General features: G+C 70.9%; 20 protein-coding genes, 1 tRNA gene and 1 riboswitch. Of the genes, 8 read left to right on the top strand and 13 right to left on the bottom strand.

Annotated elements, in window-relative coordinates; genetic code table 11:
- Nucleotides 1-262: 262 nt before the first annotated feature.
- The 4 genes from GTW43_RS22570 to GTW43_RS22555 form a co-directional block, all read right to left on the bottom strand.
- Complete coding sequence (locus tag GTW43_RS22570) at nucleotides 263-1,216, bottom strand: DUF1707 domain-containing protein (RefSeq protein WP_161303839.1); 954 nt, start codon at nucleotides 1,214-1,216, stop codon at nucleotides 263-265.
- Between the two features lie 19 nt (nucleotides 1,217-1,235).
- Complete coding sequence (locus GTW43_RS22565) at nucleotides 1,236-2,219, bottom strand: ATP-binding cassette domain-containing protein (protein ID WP_161303838.1); 984 nt, start codon at nucleotides 2,217-2,219, stop codon at nucleotides 1,236-1,238.
- A 9-nt stretch (nucleotides 2,220-2,228) separates the two neighbouring features.
- Nucleotides 2,229-3,005, bottom strand: a complete 777-nt coding sequence (locus tag GTW43_RS22560; protein ID WP_161303844.1) for an ABC transporter permease — start codon at nucleotides 3,003-3,005, stop codon at nucleotides 2,229-2,231.
- Nucleotides 3,006-3,075: 70 nt separating this feature from the next.
- Entirely contained in the window at nucleotides 3,076-3,888 is an 813-nt protein-coding gene (locus GTW43_RS22555; RefSeq protein WP_161303837.1) for an ABC-2 family transporter protein, read from the bottom strand.
- A gap of 165 nt (nucleotides 3,889-4,053) precedes the next feature.
- Here GTW43_RS22555 and GTW43_RS22550 point away from each other — a divergent pair, with 165 nt between their 5' ends.
- Nucleotides 4,054-6,363: a transglycosylase domain-containing protein gene (locus GTW43_RS22550; protein ID WP_161303836.1), complete on the top strand. Its 2,310-nt coding sequence runs from the start codon at nucleotides 4,054-4,056 to the stop codon at nucleotides 6,361-6,363.
- Here GTW43_RS22550 and GTW43_RS22545 read toward each other — a convergent pair.
- The 4 genes from GTW43_RS22545 to GTW43_RS22530 form a co-directional block, all read right to left on the bottom strand.
- Nucleotides 6,308-6,628 (bottom strand): multidrug efflux SMR transporter, encoded by a 321-nt coding sequence (locus tag GTW43_RS22545; protein WP_161303835.1) that lies wholly within the window; start codon nucleotides 6,626-6,628, stop codon nucleotides 6,308-6,310. The genes GTW43_RS22550 and GTW43_RS22545 overlap by 56 nt on opposite strands.
- Before the next feature lie 33 nt (nucleotides 6,629-6,661).
- Nucleotides 6,662-6,732: riboswitch (guanidine-III (ykkC-III) riboswitch) on the bottom strand.
- A gap of 44 nt (nucleotides 6,733-6,776) precedes the next feature.
- Nucleotides 6,777-7,079 carry a co-chaperone GroES gene (locus tag GTW43_RS22540; protein WP_161303843.1) on the bottom strand — a complete coding sequence of 101 codons (303 nt, stop codon included), beginning with the start codon at nucleotides 7,077-7,079 and terminating at the stop codon, nucleotides 6,777-6,779.
- Nucleotides 7,080-7,173: 94 nt separating this feature from the next.
- Nucleotides 7,174-7,521 (bottom strand): DUF3618 domain-containing protein, encoded by a 348-nt coding sequence (locus tag GTW43_RS22535; protein WP_161303834.1) that lies wholly within the window; start codon nucleotides 7,519-7,521, stop codon nucleotides 7,174-7,176.
- 186 nt (nucleotides 7,522-7,707) lie between these two features.
- Nucleotides 7,708-11,067, bottom strand: a complete 3,360-nt coding sequence (locus tag GTW43_RS22530; RefSeq protein ID WP_161303833.1) for a GH92 family glycosyl hydrolase — start codon at nucleotides 11,065-11,067, stop codon at nucleotides 7,708-7,710.
- Nucleotides 11,068-11,288: 221 nt separating this feature from the next.
- On the opposite strand from GTW43_RS22530, the gene bcp reads away from it, so the two are divergent.
- The 4 genes from bcp (at nucleotide 11,289) to GTW43_RS22505 (ending at nucleotide 15,102) form a co-directional block, all read left to right on the top strand.
- Entirely contained in the window at nucleotides 11,289-11,756 is a 468-nt protein-coding gene (bcp, locus tag GTW43_RS22525) for a thioredoxin-dependent thiol peroxidase (protein WP_161303832.1), read from the top strand.
- Nucleotides 11,757-11,932: 176 nt separating this feature from the next.
- Nucleotides 11,933-13,435 carry a glycine betaine/L-proline transporter ProP gene (gene proP, locus GTW43_RS22520; protein ID WP_161303831.1) on the top strand — a complete coding sequence of 501 codons (1,503 nt, stop codon included), beginning with the start codon at nucleotides 11,933-11,935 and terminating at the stop codon, nucleotides 13,433-13,435.
- A 122-nt stretch (nucleotides 13,436-13,557) separates the two neighbouring features.
- Nucleotides 13,558-14,181 (top strand): HNH endonuclease signature motif containing protein, encoded by a 624-nt coding sequence (locus GTW43_RS22515; protein ID WP_161303842.1) that lies wholly within the window; start codon nucleotides 13,558-13,560, stop codon nucleotides 14,179-14,181.
- Nucleotides 14,182-15,026: 845 nt separating this feature from the next.
- Nucleotides 15,027-15,102 (top strand) — tRNA-Leu (locus GTW43_RS22505).
- A gap of 56 nt (nucleotides 15,103-15,158) precedes the next feature.
- Here GTW43_RS22505 and rdgB read toward each other — a convergent pair.
- The 4 genes from rdgB to GTW43_RS22485 all read right to left on the bottom strand — a co-directional run bounded on the left by rdgB (nucleotide 15,159) and on the right by GTW43_RS22485 (nucleotide 17,490).
- Complete coding sequence (rdgB, locus tag GTW43_RS22500; RefSeq protein WP_161303830.1) at nucleotides 15,159-15,764, bottom strand: RdgB/HAM1 family non-canonical purine NTP pyrophosphatase; 606 nt, start codon at nucleotides 15,762-15,764, stop codon at nucleotides 15,159-15,161.
- Nucleotides 15,765-15,799: 35 nt separating this feature from the next.
- A complete protein-coding gene (locus GTW43_RS22495) occupies nucleotides 15,800-16,201 on the bottom strand; it encodes a hypothetical protein (protein WP_161303829.1) in 402 nt (133 codons plus the stop codon).
- A 180-nt stretch (nucleotides 16,202-16,381) separates the two neighbouring features.
- The gene (gene rph / locus GTW43_RS22490; RefSeq protein ID WP_161303828.1) at nucleotides 16,382-17,116 is read right to left on the bottom strand and encodes a ribonuclease PH; all 735 of its coding nucleotides are present in this window, start codon (nucleotides 17,114-17,116) and stop codon (nucleotides 16,382-16,384) included.
- 83 nt (nucleotides 17,117-17,199) lie between these two features.
- Nucleotides 17,200-17,490 carry a PTS glucose/sucrose transporter subunit IIB gene (locus GTW43_RS22485; protein ID WP_161303827.1) on the bottom strand — a complete coding sequence of 97 codons (291 nt, stop codon included), beginning with the start codon at nucleotides 17,488-17,490 and terminating at the stop codon, nucleotides 17,200-17,202.
- A 143-nt stretch (nucleotides 17,491-17,633) separates the two neighbouring features.
- On the opposite strand from GTW43_RS22485, the gene GTW43_RS22480 reads away from it, so the two are divergent.
- Nucleotides 17,634-18,917, top strand: a complete 1,284-nt coding sequence (locus GTW43_RS22480) for a PTS transporter subunit EIIC (protein WP_161303826.1) — start codon at nucleotides 17,634-17,636, stop codon at nucleotides 18,915-18,917.
- 307 nt (nucleotides 18,918-19,224) lie between these two features.
- Nucleotides 19,225-20,487: a PTS transporter subunit EIIC gene (locus GTW43_RS22475; protein WP_161303825.1), complete on the top strand. Its 1,263-nt coding sequence runs from the start codon at nucleotides 19,225-19,227 to the stop codon at nucleotides 20,485-20,487.
- Between the two features lie 81 nt (nucleotides 20,488-20,568).
- Here the strand turns inward: GTW43_RS22475 and GTW43_RS22470 are convergent, their stop codons facing one another.
- Entirely contained in the window at nucleotides 20,569-21,321 is a 753-nt protein-coding gene (locus GTW43_RS22470) for an MBL fold metallo-hydrolase (protein ID WP_161303824.1), read from the bottom strand.
- Between the two features lie 193 nt (nucleotides 21,322-21,514).
- Between GTW43_RS22470 and GTW43_RS22465 the strand changes: the two genes are divergently transcribed.
- Nucleotides 21,515-21,952: a type II toxin-antitoxin system PemK/MazF family toxin gene (locus tag GTW43_RS22465; RefSeq protein WP_161303823.1), complete on the top strand. Its 438-nt coding sequence runs from the start codon at nucleotides 21,515-21,517 to the stop codon at nucleotides 21,950-21,952.
- The last annotated feature ends 21 nt before the right edge of the window (nucleotides 21,953-21,973 follow it).

Below are 21,973 nucleotides of genomic sequence, written 5' to 3'. Positions count from 1 at the left end.
GCCGGGCCGAACGCCCCCGGAGGGGGCGGGATGGTGGGAGTGGGGGCTCGCTACAGCGCAGCGGAGCGTTCAAGCGCGTGCCCCCGGCAGGCCTGCGTGTTCGCGATCACCGGGCCCGCCCAGCGCCTGAGTTCGGGCACGGCCGGAGCCGGGCGTTCGCGATCACCGGGAGCGCCCAGCGCCTGAGTTCGGGCACGGCCGGGTGTTCGCGACCCCGGGCGCACGCGTGCGGCGGCGAGGAGGCCGGGCACGGCCCACCCGCTCAGTCCTCGTCGTCGCCGTACCGACGACGCCGATGATGATGCCGGTCGAGCCGGTCGAGCCGGTCCTCGAGACGCTCTCGGTGCCGCTCCAGCCGCTCCTCGTGCAACCGCCCGTGCCGCTCCCGCCGCTCCTCGAGCTCCCGCCGCCGCTCGTCCCTCCGCTCCAGCTTCTCGCGCCGCCGCTCGTCCTTGATCCGCAGGCGTTCCGCCCGGGGCAGCTTCCGTTCGACGCCGACCCCGCCCATCAGGGCGAACCCGCGGACGACGACCCGCGGCGAGCCCGGCGTCCCCGCGCCGGTGGCCCGGTCGTCGACGCCGCCCATGATGCCGAAGCCCTTGACCGTGACGTCGAGCTCCGGCGGCACCTTCACATTGATCCCGCCCATGATCGTGAAGAGGCGGATCTCGACCTCCCGGGACGCGAAGTGCGCCTCGCGCAGGTCGATCTCGCCGCCGCCCCACAGCACGAACGCCGTGAACCGCTCCCCCACGGTCCACCGCCCCTTGCGGCCGAACCCGCTCCAGATCGCGAAGCCCCCGGTCGAGGTCGGCTCCCCGCCGATCCGCTGCGACCAGTCGATCTCGCCCTCGGCGACGGGCTGCTTCACCAGGTTCACGGGCGCCGCGCTGCCCGCGGCCGGCAGGTCCCGGGTGAGGGGCGCCAGGTCCCCGTAGGTGCGCGCCGCGTATGTCGCCTCGAGCCGCTCCTCGAACTCCGTCATGTCGAGGCGCCCTTCGGCGAGCGCCTCCCGGAGCTGCTCGGCGACCTGCTCGCGGTCGGCGTCGGAGGCGCGCAGTTCGGAACGGCCCGCCGGATCGGAACGGCCAGCCGAACCAGAGCGATCCGCCGAATCAGAACGGCCCGCCGAATCAGAGCGATCCGCCGGATCGGGACGATCCGCCGAGTCGGGACGGTCCGCCGGGTCGGGGCGGCGCGATGCATCGTCGGTCATGGCTGTCAGCGTACGGCCGTCAGGTGGCGAGGGAGGCGTCCCTCGCGTACATCCGTGCGATCACGCTCTCGATGTCGGGTTCCCGCACCGAGAGGTCGGCCAGCGGGTACCGCTCGGCGATCCGCGCGACCAGCGGCGCCGCCGACTGACCCGCCGGGAAGGCCAGCCACTGCCGTGCTCCCTGCACCTTCACGACCCGCGCCGACTCGACCTCCAGCGGCGGCAGTTCGCGTTCGAGGTCGACGACCAGGGTCCGCTCCGCGGCCGCCCCGCCGGCCACCGCGTGCAGGCCCGAGAGCTCCCCGTCGTACATGAGCCGCCCGTGGTCGATGACCATCACGCGGCGGCACAGCTGCTCGATGTCGGTCAGGTCGTGCGTGGTGAGCAGCACCGTGGTGCCGCGTTCGGCGTTCAGGTCCCTCAGGAATCCGCGCACCTTGACCTTGGACACCACGTCGAGGCCGATCGTCGGCTCGTCCAGGTAGAGGACCTCGGGGTCGTGCAGCAGGGCCGCCGCGATGTCCCCGCGCATCCGCTGCCCCAGCGACAGCTGCCGCACGGGTGTCTCCAACAGCCCGCCCAGTTCGAGGAGTTCGACGCACCGGTCGAGGTTCTCCGCGTACCTGCGGTCCTCGATCCGGTACATGCGGCGCATGAGCCGGTACGAGTCGATGAGCGGCAGGTCCCACCACAGGGTGGTGCGCTGGCCGAAGACGACCCCGATCCGGTGGGCGAGCCGGGAGCGTTCGCGGGCGGGTTCGATGCCCGCGACGCGGATCCGTCCGGCGCTCGGGGTGAGGATGCCGGTCAGCATCTTGATGGTGGTGGACTTCCCGGCCCCGTTCGGCCCGATGTAGCCGACCATCTCGCCGCGCGGCACCGTGAAGCCCAGGGCGTCCACGGCCCGCACCCGGTGCCGCTCGCGCCGCAGCAGTCCGGCCCGGCGCCGCACGTCGAAGACCTTCTCGACGCCGTCCACCTCGATGAACGTCTCGTCGTCCATGGTTCGCTCTCAACTCCCCGTACTTCGGTAGGTGCGCAGCGCCGCCCGCCACGCGAGGTGGCCGGCGGCCAGGCAGCCGGCGGCGACCAGCGGCGGCGCGAACGCGACGGCGCGCGGCAGGTCCAGCGGATAGGGGCGGCCCAGGATGTAGAGCGCGGGCAGCCAGTTGACGAAGGCGAGGGGCAGGACGAAGGTGACGCCGCGCAGCAGGGTGTCGCCGAAGACGGTCGGCGGGTACTGGAGCATCGCGTTGCCGCCGAACGTCGCGGCGTTCTGCACCTCGGCGGCGTCCTGCGCGACGATCTGGAACGCGGCGCCCGCGAGGAACACCGCCACGAAGATCACCGCCCCGCTGACCAGGAGCACCGGCACGAGCAGCACCTTCACCGGTGTCCACGCGATGTCGAGGGCGGTCACCGACCAGCCGAGGACGGCGAGCCCCTGCACGAGCCGGCCGAGCCGGCGCAGTGCGAACCGGTCGGCGGCGAGCTGGGCGAGGACCGGCGCGGGCCGCACGAGGAACGCGTCGAGCGTCCCGTCCCGCACCCGTGTGCCGAGGCGGCCCAGCGAGCCCGCGCACAGGTCGGCGAGTCCGAAGGCGGAGCCCGCGGTGCCGTAGAGGAAGGCGATCTCGGCGAGGCCGTAGCCGCCGAGCCGGTCGACCTGGGAGAACATCAGGAGGATGCCGACGAACTCCAGCCCGGTGAAGGCGCAGTTGCCGAGCAGCGTCATCGCGAACGACGCCCGGTAGGTCAGCGTGGAGCGGATCCACATCGCGCTGATCATGCCGAAGGCCCGTACGCCGCCGACACCGCCCGTGCCGCCCGTCCCGCCCGTCCCACCCGTCCCGCCGCGGTCAGCCACCCTGCACCACCACCCGGCGCGTCGCCACGGTCCCGAGCAGCCGTCCGGCGCCGAGCAGCACGGCCGCCCATGCCGCCTGGAACAGCAGGCCCGCTGCCGCGCCGCCGCCCCGGGCCGTGCCCATCAGGACGTCGGCGGGCACCTGGAGCAGCGCCGAGAACGGCAGCGCGCGGGCCACGTCGCCGAACGCGCCCGGGAACGCGTTCAGCGGCAGCAGCATCCCGCAGAAGAACGTGGCGCTGATCCCGTACATCTGGGCGACGCCGCCGCCTTCGAGGAGCCAGAACGCGGACAGTGCGACGAGGTACCGCAGCGCGAAGCTGACCAGGAGTCCGAGCAGGACCGAGACGAGGAAGCCCAGCCAGCGCGCGGGGCTCACCGGCAGCGCGAGCCGGAAGGCGAGCGCGCCGACGGCCATCGGCACCGCGCCGCGCCCGAGCAGCTGGAAGCAGGCCCGCCCCATGTCCTGGGCGAGCCACCAGCCTTGCAGGTCGACGGGCCGGTACAGGTCGACGGCGACGTCCCCGCTGCGGATCCGCTCGGCGAGCTCGGCCTCGAACCCGGACGGGATGCCGAGCATCATCACGGCGTACAGGGCCTGCCCGACCCACACGAAGGTGAGCGCCTGCGCCTGGTCGTACCCGCCGAGGTGCGGCCGCTCGTCCCACAGCGCGACGTAGGTGCAGGCGATGATCAGGCCGAACACCGAGTTGGTGAAGACACCGGCGAGGGTGGCCCGCCGGTAGGTCGCGTACCGCCGGAACGCACTCGCGGCCACGGCACCGTACAGCCGTGCTGTTCCCACACCCGCCTCCCCGATTCCGGCCGAAGCGCAGGAGCTTACTCAGGGCGGGCGACGCCATCCACCCCTTTTTCGGCGGGATGCCCTCATTTCGAGGGTGATGTAGGAGGCTTATGTGTCATACGAGGCGAACGTGACGTTCGACGCGAATCAGGAGTTCCACAGGGCATGAGCAGCGACGAGCCGCACCGGACACCCGAACCGCCGGGCGAGCACAGCCAGAACAGCGACCGGAACGGCACGGCGGGAAAGACCGGGCGGCCGCGGCGCACCGGCTGGCGGCGGCTGATCCCCACCTGGCGCATGCTGCTCGGCACCGTCCTCGGCCTGCTCCTGCTCCTCATCGGCCTGTTCGCCCTCGGCTACGCCCTCGTCGACATCCCCGCCGCCAACTCCGCGGCCACCGCCCAGTCCAACGTCTACCTGTACGCCGACGGCACGCCCATCGCCCGCGACGGTGACGTGAACCGCGAGAACGTCCCGCTCTCCCAGGTCCCCAGGACCGTCCAGCACGCCGTGCTCGCCGCCGAGGACCGCGACTTCTACTCCGAGTCCGCGATCGACCCCAAGGCCATGCTCCGCGCCGCCTGGAACACCGTCACCGGCAAGGGCAAGCAGTCCGGCTCCACGATCACCCAGCAGTACGTCAAGAACTACTACCTAGGCCAGGAACAGACGGTCTCGCGCAAGGTGAAGGAGTTCTTCATCTCCATCAAGCTGGACCGCGAGGCCACCAAGGACGAGATCCTCGAGGGCTACCTCAACACCAGCTACTTCGGCCGCAACGCCTACGGCGTCCAGGCCGCGGCCCAGGCCTACTACGGCGTCGACGTCCAGGACCTGACGACCGCCCAGGGCGCCTACCTCGCCGCCCTCCTGAACGCCCCCAGCGCCTACGACGTCGTCGCCCACCCGGAGAACAAGGGCCGCGCCGTCGCCCGCTGGAACTACGTCCTCGACGGCATGGTCAAGGAGAAGTGGCTCACCCCCGCCACCCGCGCCGCGACCACCTTCCCCACCCCCGACGAGGCCCACAACAACCAGGCGGGGCTCTCCGGACAGCGCGGCTACCTGCGCGACGCCGTCCGCGACTACATCGTCGACCGCAAGATCCTCGACGAGGACACCCTCGCCACCGGCGGGTACCGCATCACGACCACGCTCCAGCGGGCCAAGCAGGACGCCTTCGTCGCCGCCGTCGACGACCAGCTCATGTCGAAGATCGACAAGAAGAGCCGGGCCGCCGACCGCAACGTCCGCGCGGGCGGCACCGCCGTCGACCCGCGCACCGGCAAGGTCCTCGCCCTGTACGGCGGCATCGACTACACGAAGCAGTACGTCAACAACGCGACCCGCCGCGACTACCAGGTCGGCTCCACCTTCAAGCCGTTCGTCTTCACCAGCGCCGTCGAGAACGGCTCCACGACGCAGGACGGCCGCGTCATCACCCCCAACACCCTCTACGACGGCACCGACCAGCGCCCCGTCCAGGGCTGGGACGGCGGCTACTACGCCCCCGAGAACGAGGACTCCGTCGACTACGGGCCCCTCACCGTGCGCGAGGCCACCGACAAGTCCGTCAACGCGGTCTACGCGCAGATGGCCGTCGACGTCGGCCCCGGCCGCGTCCGGCAGACCGCGATCGACCTCGGACTGCCCGCCGACACCCCCGACCTGACCGCGTCCCCGTCCATCGCCCTCGGCCCCGCCACCGCCAGCGTCCTCGACATGGCCGGCGCCTACGCCACGCTCGCCGGCCACGGCCGGCACACCGACTACACCCTCGTCACCGCCCTCAGCAAGGACGGCGAGTCCGTCACCCTGCCCGCACCGAAGGGCAGCCGCGTCGTCAGCCGCGAATCCGCCGACACCACCACGGCGATGCTCCGGTCCGTCGTCGAGGACGGCACCGGCACCGCCGCACAGGCCGCGGGCCGCCCCGCCGCCGGCAAGACCGGCACGGCCGAGGAGGACACCGCCGCCTGGTTCGCCGGGTACACGCCCGACCTGGCGACCGTCGTCGCCGTCATGGGCCAGGACCCGGACACCGCCGCGCACACCCCGCTCTACGGGGCCGCGGGCCTGCCCCGGATCAACGGCGGCGGCTTCCCCGCACAGATCTGGGCCCAGTTCACCCGCAAGGCACTGGCCGGCACCCCCGTGCACGACTTCGACCTCGAACTGGAGGAGGGCGCCGAGGAACCGCCCGAACCGCCCGCCGCCGACAGCCAGGGCCCCGCCGGCACCGCCAAGCCCTCCGCAGGCACCCGCACGCCCGGCCCGTCCGCCTCGAAGAGCGGCACCCGCCCCTCCCCGACCGCCCCGACGGCCGGCGCCACCACCGGACCGGGCCGGGGCCGCGACGGTGGCGGCGACACCGGCCGGGGCGCACCCCCGGCCGGCCGGCCGCGCGAGGGCGTCCTCAGTGACCTGACGTCGCCTTCAGGCCGACGATCGCCACCAGCAGCAGAACGATGAAGAAGATCCGGGCGGCCGTCGCGGGCTCGCCGAGGACCAGCATCCCCACGACCGCCGCGCCCGCGGCCCCGATCCCCACCCACACGCCGTACGCGGTACCGATGGGCAGCGACTTCGCCGCGTAGGAGAGCAGCACCATGCTGGCCACGATGCCGGCGCCGGTGAAGACGCTCGGCCACAGGCGGGTGAAGCCCTCGGTGAATTTCATGCCGATCGACCAGCCGACCTCGAGAAGTCCGGCGATCACGATCAGGATCCAGGCCATGCCCGGCACCTCCGTCAATGGTGTTTCAACAGGGGTGCGTCGTCTTTGCGGATCCCGGTACGGCGCGTCTCGTCGGGCTCCCACCACGGTAGCAAAGGGCAGGCAGAAGGGGCCGGTGACCTCGGTCACCGGCCCCTTCGCACGGGTGCTACAGGTACAGGCCCGTGGAGTCCTCGGAGCCCTCGAAACGGTCCGCGGCGACCGCGTGCAGGTCGCGCTCGCGCATCAGCACGTAGGCGACGCCGCGCACCTCGACCTCGGCCCGCTCCTCCGGGTCGTACAGGACCCGGTCACCGGGCTCCACGGTCCGCACGTTCTGCCCGACCGCGACGACCTCCGCCCAGGCCAGCCTCTTGCCGACCGCCGCCGTCGCGGGGATCAGGATGCCGCCGCCGCTGCGCCGCTCGCCCTCGGAGGCGTCCTGCCGCACCAGCACCCGGTCGTGCAGCATCCGGATGGGCAGCTTGTCGTCGTGGTTGTGCTTGTCGTGTTCGGTGCTCACGGCGACGAACTTACCCGGCCCGGCCGGCGCCGCCCGCCACGGGTCAGCGCTTGCGGCGCCGCGAGCGCACCGTGAGGAGCCCGACGACGCCCACCGCGAGCAGCGCCACCGGCACGATCCGCTCCAGGCGCGGCGCCCCCTCGTCCGTGACGAGCCGGCCCTTCACATCGGACACCAGCCGGTTCGCACCGACGTAGGCCCGGCCGACCGTGTGGTCGACCTGGGCGGCGACCTTGGCCTTCGCGTCACCGACGAGCGTCTTGGGGTGCACGCGCACCCCGATCTCGTCGAGCGTCTCGGCCAGGGTCTCGCGGCGGCGCTTGATGTCCGCCTCGATCTGCGCCGGAGTCCGCGAATCCGGCGTATCCGACCTGCTGGACGTGTCCGACACCGCGCTGCCTCCGTGATCGATGCGTTGCTTGCACTCAGCTGAACACTGCTGAACCGACTCTGCTGACCGACAGTCTGTCAGCTCGGCGCCCCGCTCACCCCCTCGGCACCCCTATTCGGCTCGTGCGGGCGTCCCGCGCGGGCCCGTCGTGCACACGGGCCCGCGCGTCGCCGTGCGGCCGGCCGCTCAGCCGGTCGCCGCGGCGAAGACGTGCAGGACACCCCCTTCGGCGGTCTTCGGCAAGGTGATGCTCGCGAGGGTCTTGCCGTCGGCGAGGGACACGGGCGCGGTGGCGAAGAGGTACGCGTTGACCAGGTCCTTGCCGCCGCCGAGCGTGTCCCGGTAGGCCGAGGTGACCGCGACGGTGTTGCCGTAGGCGGGCTTGTCCCCGCCCCCGCCGAGCGTCCAGTCGGAGAACCCGAGATCGGCCTGCTGGGTCGTGCCGTCGGTGTAGGTGAGGGTCATCGTGCCGTGCGTGTCGCCCTCGGCGGCGCTGCCCAGCAGGCTCAGGCGGGTCGCCCCGTCCTCCGGCTTCACGGCGAGGGTCTGCCCGCCGCCCGTGACCTCGATGTTGTCGGGCTCACCCGCGGCCGTCCCGGGCAGCATGAAGGTGAAGTCGCCGGAGGTGACGGCCTTGCCGGGGACGGCCCCGCCGGCCGCGAGGGCGGGTGCGGAGTAGCTCCAGCCCTCACCGTCGAAGTTGGCGCCGGGCTTCGCGTCGTCCTCGGAGACACCGTCGTTGTTGAGGTTCCACAGAACGCTGTCCTTCTCGGCGACCGTGACGGTCAGCTTCGTCGGGGGCAGCTCCTTGCCCGAAGCGGTGCGCAGGGTCACCGGGACGGTACGGAAGCCCTCCTGCGCACCCCCGGTCGCGGCGACCTCGAGCGCCGTGCTCGCCGTGGAACCGGCGGGAACGGCGAGCGTGCCCGACGCGGGGCTGACCGTGAGCCCCTCCGGCGGGTCCGCCTTCCAGGTCACCGTCTCGGCACGGTCCTGGAGCGTGCGCACGGCGAGCTCGGTGCGGGCCTCCGCGCCGCCGGGCGAGACCTTGAGAGCGCTCGGGCTCGCACTCGTGAAGTACGTGTCACCGCCGCCGGGGAAGGACGGCGGCGCGTCGGAGGCCGCCGTGCCCCACGCGGTGCCGGGGGTCGTGCCAAGTGTGAAGTCGAGGGTGCCGCCCCGCTGGACGAGGGTGTCAGGCACCCAGGTCTTCGTGCTGCTCCTGCCGTTGACGCGCAGCCCGTGGATGTAGGTGTGGCTGTCGTCGGCCGCCGGGGCCTCGACCGTGATGCGCTTGCCGTGGCCGGTGTGGACGACGGCGCGCGGGAACAGCGGCGCGGTCAGCACGAGGTCGGCGCGGCTGGGGTTCTGCGGATACATGCCGAGCGCGGAGAACACGTACCAGGAGGACATGGTGCCCGCGTCGTCGTTGCCCGGGATGCCGCCCGGCGCGTCGGTCCAGAGCTGGTCGATCTCGGCGCGGACCGTCTCCTGCGTCTTGGCGGGGGCGCCCAGGTAGTCGTAGAGGTACGGGGTGTTGATGTCGGGCTCGTTCGTGGGGTCGTAGCGGGTGTCGTCCTTCGCGGAGAAGTCGAACGTCCCGTCCTTGTCGCGGAAGAAGGCGTCGAGACGGGCGATCGCCTTGTCGTTGCCCCCCATCGCGCGGGCGAGCCGGGCGACGTCGGAGTACACCATCCAGGTGTAACGCGCGCTCGTGCCCTCCACGAAACCGTTGCCCGTGCCGGGGGTGAAGACGCCCGCCCAGGTGCCGTCCGCGTTGCGGTTGCGGATGTAGCCGCCCTCGGGAGTCGCGGCCGGGTCGAAGACGTGGGTCCAGTTGCCCGAGCGGTCCAGGAACTTCTTCTGGTTCCCCCGGTCGCCCGTGGCGCGGGCGAGTTCGGACAGTCCGTAGTCGGCGGCCGCGTCCTCCAGCGTCTCGGCGGCACCGCCCCAGCAGTGGCAGTCGTCCGCGGGGACGTAGCCGAGCTTGAGGTACTGGTCGAGCCCGGGGCGCTGACCGACGCACTCGACGTTGCAGCCGGCGCTGTCCGAGTCGTTCGCCGTCGGCACGGTGGCCGCCTTCACGAGGGACTTGAGCGCGCCCTCGACATCGAAGCCGGTGCCGCCGAACGCGTGGATGCCCGCCAGCGCGGGGGCCGAGGGGTCACCGGACATGACGCTCGTCTTGCCGTGCTGGAGGAGCCAGCGGTCCCACTCACCACCGCGCTGCGTCGCGTACTGGTAGAGGGACTGGGCGTAGTCGCTGCCGACCTGCGGGTTCAGGAGCGTGAGCAGCTGCACCTGCGCCCGGTACTGGTCCCAGCCGGAGAAGGTGCCGTACTGGGCCTTCTGGCCGTGCGAGAGACGGTGCGTCCGGTCGTCGGCGCCCGTGTAGCGGCCGTCGGTGTCGCTCGTGAGGGTCGGCTCCAGCATCGAGTGGTAGAGCGCCGTGTAGAACGTCCGGTACCGGGCGCTCGTGCCGCCGCCGACCTGGATCGCGCCGAGCGCCTTGTCCCAGACGCGCCCCGCGTCGCGGGCGACGGACTCGAAGCTCTTGCGGGGCGGGTTCTCGGCCCGGAGATTGGCCTCGGCGCCCGCGGCGCTCACGTACGAGACCGCGACCTTCGCGCCGACCTCGCGAGTGCCCTCGGGGAAGGTGACGTAGGCACCGGAGCCCTTGCCCGCGACCGGGTTGCCGCTGGAGCTGTAGCCGGTGCCGCCGCTCGCGTCGGTGGTGTCCGGGCGCAGGGTCTTGTCCTGCCAGGTGCCGGACTTCGCGAAGGCGGTGTCGAAGTGGATCGTGTAGTGCAGCGTGTAGAGGGCCTTGCGGTTGTTGGCGCTCTGCGGGCCGCAGAAGTTCCCGGCGTCGATGGACCCGGTCACCGTCTTCTTCGCCGCGTCGATATGCACGCGTGCGTCGGCGCTGCCGGACTCGGCGTTGGAGCCGCGCACGAGGAAGCTCGCCGGCTTGTCCGCGGGGAAGCCGAAGCGGCCCGAACCGGTGCGCTGCGTCGCAGTGAGGGCGGCGGAGGCGCCGTTGGCGAGCTTCACCTCGTAGCGGCCCGCGCTCGCCTTCTCGTCGTCGTGCGAGAAGGCGGAGGCGTACACGGAGTCGTCCGTGTCCGCGGTGGGCGAGGTGGTGACCTCGCCGGGGTACGGCATCAGCGGAACGTCCCCGTCGGCGCCGGAGCAGCCCACGCCGTTGAGGTGGGTGAGGCTGAAGCCGCGTATCGAGCCGGCGTCGTACTGGTACCCGCCCGGCGCCGGGTTGGAGACCTGGTTGCCGCGGGTGGTCTGGGGGCTGAACGCCAGCATGCCGAAGGGGCGGACGGCCCCGGGGTAGGTGTTGCCGGCGTTGGCGGATCCGATGAGGGGGTCGACGTAGGCGGCCGGATTCCGGACCAGGGCCGTGTGCCCTGCCCCCGCGGCCCGGGGCGTGCCCGCGGCGGCGGCCGGGGCGAGCGCCGTGAGCCCGAGGCCCGTCGCCACCGTGAGAGCCAGCAGGCCACCGGCCCTGGTACGGGAGGGACTTCTGCGTTGCGTCACTCTTCTGACACCGTTCCTCTCCCCGGGGCGGCCCGGGACGACACTGGACAACGTTGTCAAACGCGAGCGATGCTCCTCCCGACCGCCGAGCAACGTCAAGAGCCGTGCCCGGGGAACCTCCCGGATCCTCCCGGCCCCTCGTCGGGACGGGCGCTCCGCCGCGCCCCGGCACCCCCGTTAGGCTCGCCAGGAGTTGTCCCACCCGAGGAGATACGAGCGACATGAGCGAGCGACTGCAGCCCGGCGACACCGCCCCCGCCTTCACCCTGCCCGACGCCGACGGCAACGAGGTCTCCCTCGCCGACCACAAGGGCCGCAAGACGATCGTCTACTTCTACCCCGCCGCGCTGACCCCCGGCTGCACCAAGCAGGCCTGCGACTTCACCGACAACCTCGACGTGCTCGCCGCCGCCGGGTACGACGTCATCGGCGTCTCCCCCGACAAGCCGGAGAAGCTCGCCAAGTTCCGCGAGAAGGAGAACCTCAAGGTGACCCTCGTCGGCGACCCCGACAAGAAGGTCCTCGAGGCGTACGGCGCCTTCGGCGAGAAGAAGCTCTACGGCAAGGTCGTCACCGGGGTCATCCGCTCGACCGTGGTCGTCGACGAGGAGGGCAAGGTCGAGCGCGCGCTCTACAACGTGAAGGCCACCGGCCACGTCGCGAAGATCATCAAGGACCTCGGCATCTGAGCCCGGCCCCTCGGGGCCCGGCCCGTCTCCCCGCCCCGCCCCCCGCCTCCCGGGGTCCGCGAGACGGCTGAAAAGAATGTGACGAAAGTCCCCTCTCCCGGGGACTTTCGTTTGCAACAGCCATGACCGAGCAAGGGATTCACTGGAACATCTGCGTCCAGAGAAGGGATCCCTCCATGACCACCGAGACCGAGGAAGGGCCGGCGCCCGACCCGGAGGCGGTCAGGCGGCACCGTGCCCTGTTCCGCGCCGTCCGACGCCGCAGGAACCCGCCCCTACGGCGCACCGACATCACCGTCACCGACGAGACGGCGGTACGGCGCGCGGTCAAGGCGGCCTCGCTCGGCAACGCCATGGAGTGGTTCGACTTCGGGATCTACTCCTATCTGGCGGTCACCATCGGCCATGTCTTCTTCCCGTCCGGGAACGACACGGTCCAGCTGATCTCCTCGTTCGCCACGTTCGCCGTGTCGTTCCTCGTGCGTCCGATCGGCGGCATGGTGTTCGGCCCGATGGGTGACAAGATCGGGCGCAAGAAGGTCCTCGCGATGACCATGATCCTCATGGCGATCGGCACCTTCGCCATCGGACTCATCCCGTCCTACGCGACCATCGGCTTCTGGGCCCCGGTCCTGCTCATCCTCTTCCGGCTGATCCAGGGCTTCTCCACGGGCGGCGAGTACGGCGGCGCCTCCACGTTCATCGCCGAGTACGCACCGGACAAGCGGCGCGGATACTTCGGCAGCTTCCTCGAGTTCGGCACGCTCGCCGGGTACGTGGGCGCGGCCGGACTCGTCACGATCCTCACGAGCACCCTCGGCAGCGACGGCATGGAGTCCTGGGGATGGCGCGTGCCGTTCCTCGTCGCGGGCCCGATCGGCCTCGTCGGTCTCTACCTGCGACTGAAGCTGGACGAGACGCCCGCCTTCCAGAAGCTCGAGGACGAGTCCTCCCACAAGGCCTCCGACGCCGCCTCCACCGTCGAGACGACGGCCAAGGGCGACCTCGCGAAGATCTTCCGCGACTACTGGCCGACGCTCATCCTGTGCATCTGCCTCGTCGGCGCGTACAACATCACCGACTACATGCTCCTGTCGTACATGCCGACCTACCTGTCGGACGAGATGGGCTACTCGGAGACGCACGGCCTGCTCATCCTCATCGCGACGATGGTCGTCCTGATGTGCGTCATCAACCAGATCGGCCGGCTCTCCGACCGCTACGGCCGCAAGCCGCTCCTGATGGCGGGCATGCTCGGCTTCTTCGTCCTGTCGATCCCGGCGTTCCTCCTGGTGAAGAACGGCGCGCTGTGGGCGGTCTCGCTCGGCATGCTGCTGCTCGGCCTGTCCCTGGTCTGCATGCTCGGCACCATGTCCGCCGCGCTGCCGGCCCTGTTCCCGACCCAGGTGCGCTACGGCTCCCTGTCGGTCGGCTACAACCTCTCCGCGTCGATCTTCGGCGGCACGACCCCGCTCGTCATCACGGCCCTCATCTCCCTGACGGGCACGGACATGATGCCCGCGTACTACGCGATGGCCGCGGCCCTCGTCGGCGTGATCGCGGTCGCCTGCATGAAGGAGACCGCCCGCAAGCCGCTGGCCGGCTCGCCGCCGTCGGTGGCGACGGAGGAGGAGGCGGCCGACATGGTCGAGTCGGCGGCCCCCGTCCCGAAGTTCTGACCGCCACCACCCGGACGCCCCCCTCCCGGATCGGACCGTTCCGCATTTCGTGCGTGACGGTCCGATTTTCGGTTCGTTAGTCCGTGCGAGGGAGCGAACGCGGGATCGAACAGGGGGTTGTCATGGGGGCACGGCGTTACACGCGGGAGCTGCTGGAGGAGGCGGCTCGGAACGCGGGGAGCTGGGACGAGGCGGTGCGGTGGTGCGGGGGTGAGCCGACGCCGGGAAGCAGAAGGTACCTGCGCAGGCAGATGGCGGTGGCAGGCGTCGACACCTCGCACTTTCCTCGGTACTGGTCGCGGCACTCGGAAGAGACGCTGCGCGATGCGGTCGCACAGTCCAGCAGCGTCAAGGAGGTCGTGCAACGCCTGGGCATCAGCACCGTGGGCGGCAATCACGCCCACATCAGCCGGCGGATCGCAGCACTCGGGATCGACACCTCGCACTTCGTACGGCCGAAGGAGAGGCCGAAGGGAGCGCTGGGTGATCCACTCGAGCTGCGCTCCCCGGAGGAAGGACGCGTTCCGGGCCGGCGTCTCCGACGGGAGTTGCTGCGTACCGGGGTCCTGGAACAGTGCTCGATGTGCGGGAACGGCACGGAGTGGAACAACCGGCCTCTCACGCTGGAGGTCGACCACATCAACGGCGACTGGTGGGACAATCGCCCGGACAACCTGCGCCTGCTGTGCCCCAACTGTCATGCGGTGACCGACACTTACCGCGGCCGGAAGCGGAGGCCGGTGTGAGCAGGTACCCACGAGGGCTCCTGGTGGAGACCGCGGCGGTCTCCACCAGCCTGGTCGACCTCATGCGTCGCGTCGACGCACCGATGGGCAGCAAACCCCGTCGATACCTGCGTGATCGGCTGGCCCACTACGGCATCGACACCTCCCATTTCCAGGACGAACCACTGCCCGAGCGACCCAGGCGGTCGTACGCCAAGGAGGTCCTGGCCGAGGCAGCGGCCTGCTCCACGAGCATCCGCGAGATGTTTCTGACCATGGGCATACCGCCGGAGGACGGCCCGTACGAGCACGTGAAGCGGAGGCTGAAGCTCTTCGGGATCGACACCCGTCACTTCGTGCCGCAGCGCGAGTTCGACGGCAGTGGCCTCCTTCCCGAGGAGGAGCTCACGCGAGCCGTTGCCGCCTCTCGTGGACTGGCGGATCTGATGCGGCACTTGGGGCTGCCTGCTTTCAGCGGAGCAGCCCGCGCCAAGGCAAAACGCAGTATCGACGCATACGGCCTGTCGACGGAGCACTTCGTCGGACAGGGGCACTGTGCCGGCGTCCCGTCGCCGACACGCAAGTCCGCACAGGAGATCCTCGTGCGTAGACCGGTCGGCGACCGGCGCACGGGCACCGCACTGCTCCGCAGGGCACTCGGCGAGGTCGGAGTGCTGTGCGTCTGCGCCGAGTGCGGACTGGGCGACGTGTGGCAGGGGAAGCACCTGGTCCTGGAGGTCGACCACATCAACGGCGACCCGTTGGACAACCGCCGGGAGAACCTCCGATACCTCTGCCCCTCCTGTCATAGCCAGACTCGAACCTTCTCGAACCGTCATCTCCCGACCCAGTACAGTGGCCCGGATGGGTCCGTACCCCAGCTGGCCAAGAGGGCGCCGGTTTAGGTCCGGTGTGTCGTGGGTTCGAGTCCCACCGGGCCCACACAGGCGAAGGGCGCTCCCGGTCACGGGAGCGCCCTTCGTCGTGCGTCGGCGGCCTCAGCCCAGCAGTTCCCGTACCACCGGCACCAGCGCGCGGAACGCCTTGCCTCGGTGGGAGATCGCGTTCTTCTCGTCCGGTGAGAGCTCCGCGGCCGTCCGCGTGTCCCCCTCCACCTGGAGGATCGGGTCGTAGCCGAAGCCGTTGGAGCCCGCGGGCTCGTGGCGCAGGACGCCGCGCATCTGTCCCTCGACGACGCGCTCGGTGCCGTCGGGCAGGGCGAGGGCGGCGGCGCAGGCGAAGTGCGCGGTGCGGTGGCGGTCCTCGTCGATGTCGCCGAGCTGGGCGAGGAGGAGGTCGAGGTTGGCCTTGTCGTCGCCGTGCCGGCCGGCCCAGCGGGCGGAGAAGATGCCGGGGGCGCCGCCGAGGACGTCGACGCAGAGGCCGGAGTCGTCGGCGACGGCGGGCAGGCCGGTGGCGCGGGCGAGGGCGTGCGCCTTGAGCAGGGCGTTCTCGGCGAAGGTGACGCCGGTCTCGCGGACGTCCGGGATGTCGGGGTACGCGTCCGCGCCGACGAGGTCGTGGGGCAGGCCGGCGTCGGCGAGGATGGCGCGGAGTTCGACGATCTTGCCGTTGTTGCGGGTGGCGAGGATGAGGCGGGTCATGCCTCCAGTATCGGGGCCTTTGCGGCGCGGTCCCGTTACGGGGTGCAGACCTTGGTGAGTTCGCCCGCGGCGTCGGTGACGGGGGTGATGTCGGGCGTCTCGTCGCCGTTCTTGATCGCGGTGCGGACGTTGCCGACGGCCTTGCCGAGGTCGTCGACGGCCGCGGAGACGTCGGTGTCGTCGGTCCGGTCGCCGATCTCGTCGAGGTTCTTGTCGATGGCGTCGAGGGCCTCGTCGGCCTGCGTCGGGTCGTCGGAGGCGTTGGCGACGGCCTGTTGGAGGTCGGTGACGCTGTCGGCGATGGTGTCGGCGGTCCGGACGCAGTCGAGCGCCTTGTCGACGGCGGAGCAGCCGGTCGCCGCCGGGGCCGCTATGAGTGCCGCGGCGGCGGCGAGGAGGGCGAGGCGGCGGTGCGGTGAGCGGCGGCGCGCGGGCATGGAAGGGTCCTCCCCCTGGAGTACGGACGGGCGGGCGACGGCCGTCGTGAAGCGCCGTCCACCTGCCCGTACTGACGCAGTCGGTGGCCTGCTGGTTGCCGCCCGCTTGGGGAGTTCTTTACTCGGTCCGGCGGCCGGGAGGGGTCGCCGGGCCGGTCGGGCGAGGGTGGTCGCGGCCCGTCAGGCCAGAGTGGCTTCGAGGGCTGCGCGCTGGGCGGCGGCCAGCTCGTCGCAGCCGAGGACGGCGAGGTCGAGCAGGGCGTTGAGCTCGTCGCGCGCGAAGGGTTCGGCCTCGGCGGTGCCCTGGACCTCGACGAAGCGGCCGTCGCCGGTGCAGACGACGTTCATGTCGGTGTCGGCCCGCACGTCCTCCTCGTAGCAGAGGTCGAGGAGGGGGACGCCGCCGACGATGCCGACGGAGACGGCGGAGACGGTGCCGGTGAGCGGCTTCCGTGCGGCCTTGATCAGCTTCTTGCCCTGGCCCCAGGCGATGGCGTCGGCGAGGGCGACGTAGGCGCCGGTGATGGCGGCGGTGCGGGTGCCGCCGTCGGCCTGGAGGACGTCGCAGTCGAGGACGATCGTGTTCTCGCCGAGGGCCTTGTAGTCGATGACGGCGCGGAGCGAGCGGCCGATGAGGCGGCTGATCTCGTGGGTGCGGCCGCCGATCTTGCCGCGGACGGACTCGCGGTCGCCGCGGGTGTTGGTGGCGCGCGGGAGCATCGAGTACTCGCCGGTGACCCAGCCTTCGCCGCTGCCCTTGCGCCAGCGGGGGACGCCCTCGGTGAAGGAGGCGGTGCAGAAGACCTTGGTGTCGCCGAAGGAGACGAGGACGGAGCCTTCTGCGTGCTTGCTCCAGCCGCGTTCGATGGTGACGGGGCGGAGCTGTTCGGGGGTGCGGCCGTCGATGCGAGACATAGGGGTGAGCGTATCCCGGGCACGGCGAAGGCCCCGCTCCCGGTGGACGGGGGCGGGGCCTTCGGGTGGCCGGGGTCAGCCGGTCACATCATGTCTTCGATGTCGGCGGCGATCGGGTCGGCGTCGGTGCCGATGACGACCTGGATGGCGGTGCCCATCTTGACGACGCCGTGGGCGCCGGCGGCCTTCAGGGCGGCTTCGTCGACCTTGGAGGGGTCGATGACCTCGGTCCGCAGGCGGGTGATGCAGCCCTCGACCTCTTCGATGTTGTCGAGGCCGCCGAGCCCGGCGACGATCTTCTCAGCCTTGGTGGCCATTTCGTTCTCCCTGTTTCTCCGGGCCCGCCTCTGGGCCGCTTTGTCACGGTAACCCACGGTTGGCTCAACTTCACGAGCGGTAGCGCCACCCGTGACGAAGGATGACGAGCACGTGAATCGACCCGTCCCGCAACTGGTCTACACCAGTTACTCACACTATCCAACGCCCGCCAGACGTGGCTTGTTCCGGGAGGACGCCCATGAGCTCTGACGCCGCCGTAGCTCGCCCGAGCCCCTGGAGCACCTTCTTCCAGGGCCTGCAGAAGATGGGGCGCAGCCTCCAGCTGCCCATCGCCGTGCTCCCCGCCGCCGGCATCGTCAACCGTCTGGGACAGCCCGACGTCTTCGGCGACGACGGTCTCGGCTGGACCGACGTCGCGAAGGTGTTTGCAGGTGCGGGTGGTGCGCTGCTCGACTCCGACCTCGGTCTGCCGCTGCTCTTCTGCATCGGTGTCGCGATCGGCATGGCCAAGAAGGCGGACGGCTCGACCGCGCTCGCCGCGGTGGCCGGCTTCCTCGTCTACCGCAGCGTGCTGCACCAGTTTCCGGTGGACTGCGCGAGCGGCGCGAAGGCGGTGGCGACCGGCTGCCAGGCGGCGGACGGCACCGTGGCAGCGTTCACGTACCAGAATCCCGGCGTGTTCGGCGGCATCGTGATGGGCCTGCTCGCCTCGTTCTTCTGGGTGCGCTTCCACCGCACGAAGCTGGTCTCCTGGCTCGGCTTCTTCAACGGCCGCCGGCTCGTCCCGATCATCATGGCCTTCATCGGCATCGTGGTCGCCGTCATCTGCCTGTGGGTCTGGCCGCCGATCGGCGACGGCCTGGAGAGCTTCTCCAACTGGCTCCAGGACCTGGGGGCCATCGGCTCCGGCATCTTCGGTGTCGCGAACCGTGCGCTGCTGGTCATCGGCCTGCACCAGTTCCTGAACGTCCCGCTGTGGTTCCAGTTCGGCTCGTACACCAAGCCGGACGGCACGACGGTGCACGGCGACATCAACATGTTCCTGAGCGGTGACCCGCACGCGGGCATCTACCAGACGGGCTTCTTCCCGATCATGATGTTCGCCCTGCCCGCGGCCTGCCTCGCGATGTACCACTGCGCGCGGCCGGAGCGGCGCAAGGCGGTCGGCGGCATGATGGTCTCGCTCGCGGCGACCTCGTTCGTCACGGGCATCACCGAGCCGATCGAGTACTCCTTCGTCTTCATCGCGCCCGCCCTGTACGCGGTGCACGCGGTGCTCACCGGCGTCTCGATGGCGGTGACGTGGGGGCTCGGCGTCAAGGACGGCTTCAGTTTCTCCGCGGGTCTCATCGACTACGTCATCAACTGGAGCCTCGCGACCAAGCCATGGATGATCATCCCGATCGGGCTGTGCTTCGCCGTCGTGTACTACGCGGTGTTCCGGTTCGCAATCACGAAATTCGACCTGAAGACGCCGGGGCGGGAGCCCGAGGACGAGGTCGAGGACACCACCAAGGCGTGACCGCGAGGGCGTGAGCGCGCCCCCTTTCGACCCGCTCGCGAAGGGCCCCCGGACCTGTGGTCCGGGGGCCCTTCGGCATGCCCGCGAGGGGTCCGCGGACGCCCGCGACCTCACGAAGAAGTAACGGCCTCGTTCGCGGGTTCCTTACACGGAACTCACGTGTTAAAACTGGTCTACACCAGTGAGTGGTGTAGACCAGGAGCGCGGTCCCCCGACGGCTCTCCGCACCTCACCGCACCGTCGAGACGCCGCCGTCACCTCTGCAACTCCCTGTCCAGGGCGGCGACTTGCCATCTTGGAGGAAGCAATGAGTACGGCCACCGCCACGGCGGCGCCCGCGAAGAAGCGGGGCTCCGGCCTGTTCCAGGGCCTGCAGAAGGTCGGCCGCAGCCTGCAGCTGCCGATCGCCGTCCTTCCGGCCGCGGGCATCCTGCTCCGCCTCGGACAGCCCGATGTGTTCGGCGACGACGGTCTCGGCTGGCACAAGGTCGCCGCCGTCTTCGCGACCGCGGGCAGCGCCGTTTTCGACAACCTGCCGATGCTCTTCTGCATAGGCGTGGCCATCGGCTTCGCCAAGAAGGCCGACGGCTCGACCGCCCTCGCCGCCCTGGTCGGCTTCCTGGTCTACAGCAACGTGCTGAAGGCGTTCCCGGTCACCGACGCCATCGTCAACACCACCCAGAACAAGGGTGTCGACGTCGCGGCGACGTACAACAACCCGGGTGTCCTCGGCGGCATCATCATGGGCCTGCTGGCCGCGGTGCTGTGGCAGCGGTTCCACCGCAAGAAGCTCGTCGACTGGCTCGGCTTCTTCAACGGCCGCCGTCTCGTCCCGATCATCATGGCCTTCGTCGGCGTCATCATGGGCGTCTTCTTCGGCCTGGTCTGGGAGCCCATCGGTGACGGCATCTCGAACTTCGGCGAGTGGATGACGGGTCTCGGCGCCGGCGGTGCCGGTCTGTTCGGCCTGATCAACCGCGCGCTCATCCCGGTCGGCATGCACCAGTTCGTGAACACCGTCTCCTGGTTCCAGCTGGGTGACTTCACCGACGCCACCGGCGCCGTCGTGCACGGCGACCTGAACCGCTTCTTCGCCGGTGACCCGAGCGCCGGACAGTTCATGTCGGGCTTCTTCCCGATCATGATGTTCGGTCTGCCGGCCGCCGCGCTCGCCATCGCGCACTCCGCCCGCCCCGAGCGCCGCAAGGCCGTGATGGGCATGATGGTCTCGCTGGCCCTGACCTCGTTCGTCACCGGTGTGACCGAGCCGGTCGAGTTCTCGTTCATGTTCATCGCGCCGGTCCTGTACGCGATCCACGCGGTGCTCACGGCCCTCTCGATGGCGATCACCTGGGCGCTCGGCGTCCACGCGGGCTTCACGTTCTCCGCGGGCTTCATCGACTACGCGCTGAACTGGAACCTGGCCACCAAGCCGTGGCTGATCATCCCGATCGGTCTGGTCTTCGCCGCGGTCTACTACGTGCTCTTCCGCTTCGCGATCACCAAGTTCAACCTCACCACCCCGGGCCGCGAGCCCGAGGAGGAGGTCGAGGACATCACCAAGGCGTGATCCTCGCCCCGCCCATGGGAAGGGCCCCGCAGCCGTACGGCTGCGGGGCCCTTCCCATGTCCGCGGTGGGGGCGGGCCGCGTCAGATCTCGTACGTCCGCCCCGGCGCCGCCAGCTCGACCGGGCCCGCGTACACGTCCCGCGCGTCCGCCAGGTTGACCTGCGGGTCGGTCCACGGCGGGATGTGCGTGAGGACCAGCTTGCCGACGTCCGCGCGGCGCGCCGCCTCGCCCGCCTCGCGGCCGTTGAGATGCAGCGCCGGGATGTTCTCCTTGCCGTGCGTGAAGGCGGCCTCGCACAGGAACAGGTCGCTGCCCGCCGCCAGTTCGTCGAGGGCCTCGCACGGGCCGGTGTCGCCCGAGTAGGTGAGCGAGCGGCCGTCGTGCTCGACGCGGATCGCGTACGACTCGACGGGGTGGCAGACCTTCTCCGTCCGCACCGAGAACGGGCCGATCCGGTACGAGCCCGGCTTCACCGTCTGGAAGTCGAAGACCTCGCTGAACGCCGAGGCCGACGGGGTGTCCGCGTGCGCCGTGGTCAGCCGCTGCTCGGTGCCCTCGGGCCCGTAGACGGGGATCGGGTCGCAGCGGCCGCCGTCGTGGCGGTAGTAGCGGACGACGAAGTACGCGCACATGTCGATGCAGTGGTCCGCGTGCAGATGGCTGAGGAAGATCGCGTCGAGGTCGTACAGACCGATGTGACGCTGCAACTCGCCCAGGGCGCCATTGCCCATGTCGAGGAGCAGCCGGAAGCCGTCGGCCTCGACGAGGTAGCTCGAGCAGGCCGATTCCGCGGAAGGGAACGACCCCGAGCAGCCGACGACGGTGAGCTTCATGAGAGCCGGAACCTCCGCGCTGGCGGTCGGAATGCGGGGTGGAGTCAAAGAGGTCCGTCGAGCGTAAGGCGCAAAAGGTCGAGTGGCTCCTCGGTCCCGGGCCGTTGTGGGGGAACTCACCTGTGCTGTCACCGGTTCGGGGGGCTCGCGCCCGGTGGGGCGCCCCCGGCGTCCCACCGGTACCGTCTGCGCTATGGACACGTCATGGTGGCTCGCGCTCGCCGCCGTCGTGCTGCTCGCGCTCGTCGCGACGCTGGTCGACGGCTGGGGCCGGGGCGCCACCCGGCGCCGGTCCCGGGTGCCGCGCGGGCGGCGCGCCGGGGGGCCGCAGCCCGGGGAGATCTGGTGGGCGCGGGTGCCCTACGAGGACGGGCCGGGCGGCAAGGACCGGCCCTGCCTGGTGCTCGGGGTGCGCGGGGACGAGGCGCTGGTCGCGAAGATCACCAGCAAGTACCACGACGAGCGGCCCGGGGTGATCGCGTTGCCGCCCGGTTCGGTCGGGGACGCGCAGGGGCGGGCGAGCTTCCTGGAGACGGACGAGCTGCGCGAGGTCGGGGTCGGGGCGTTCCGGCGCCGGGCGGGGCTGGTGGACCCGGCGGTCTGGGACCAGGTCCGGCATCTGGGCTGGTGACGTCGGTCCGTCGCCGGGTGC

The organism is Streptomyces sp. SID5785 (assembly GCF_009870065.1).
Lineage (GTDB): Bacteria > Actinomycetota > Actinomycetes > Streptomycetales > Streptomycetaceae > Streptomyces.
Note: the sequence above shows the minus strand (reverse complement) of the source record. Positions and strands in the feature narration are given on the sequence as shown.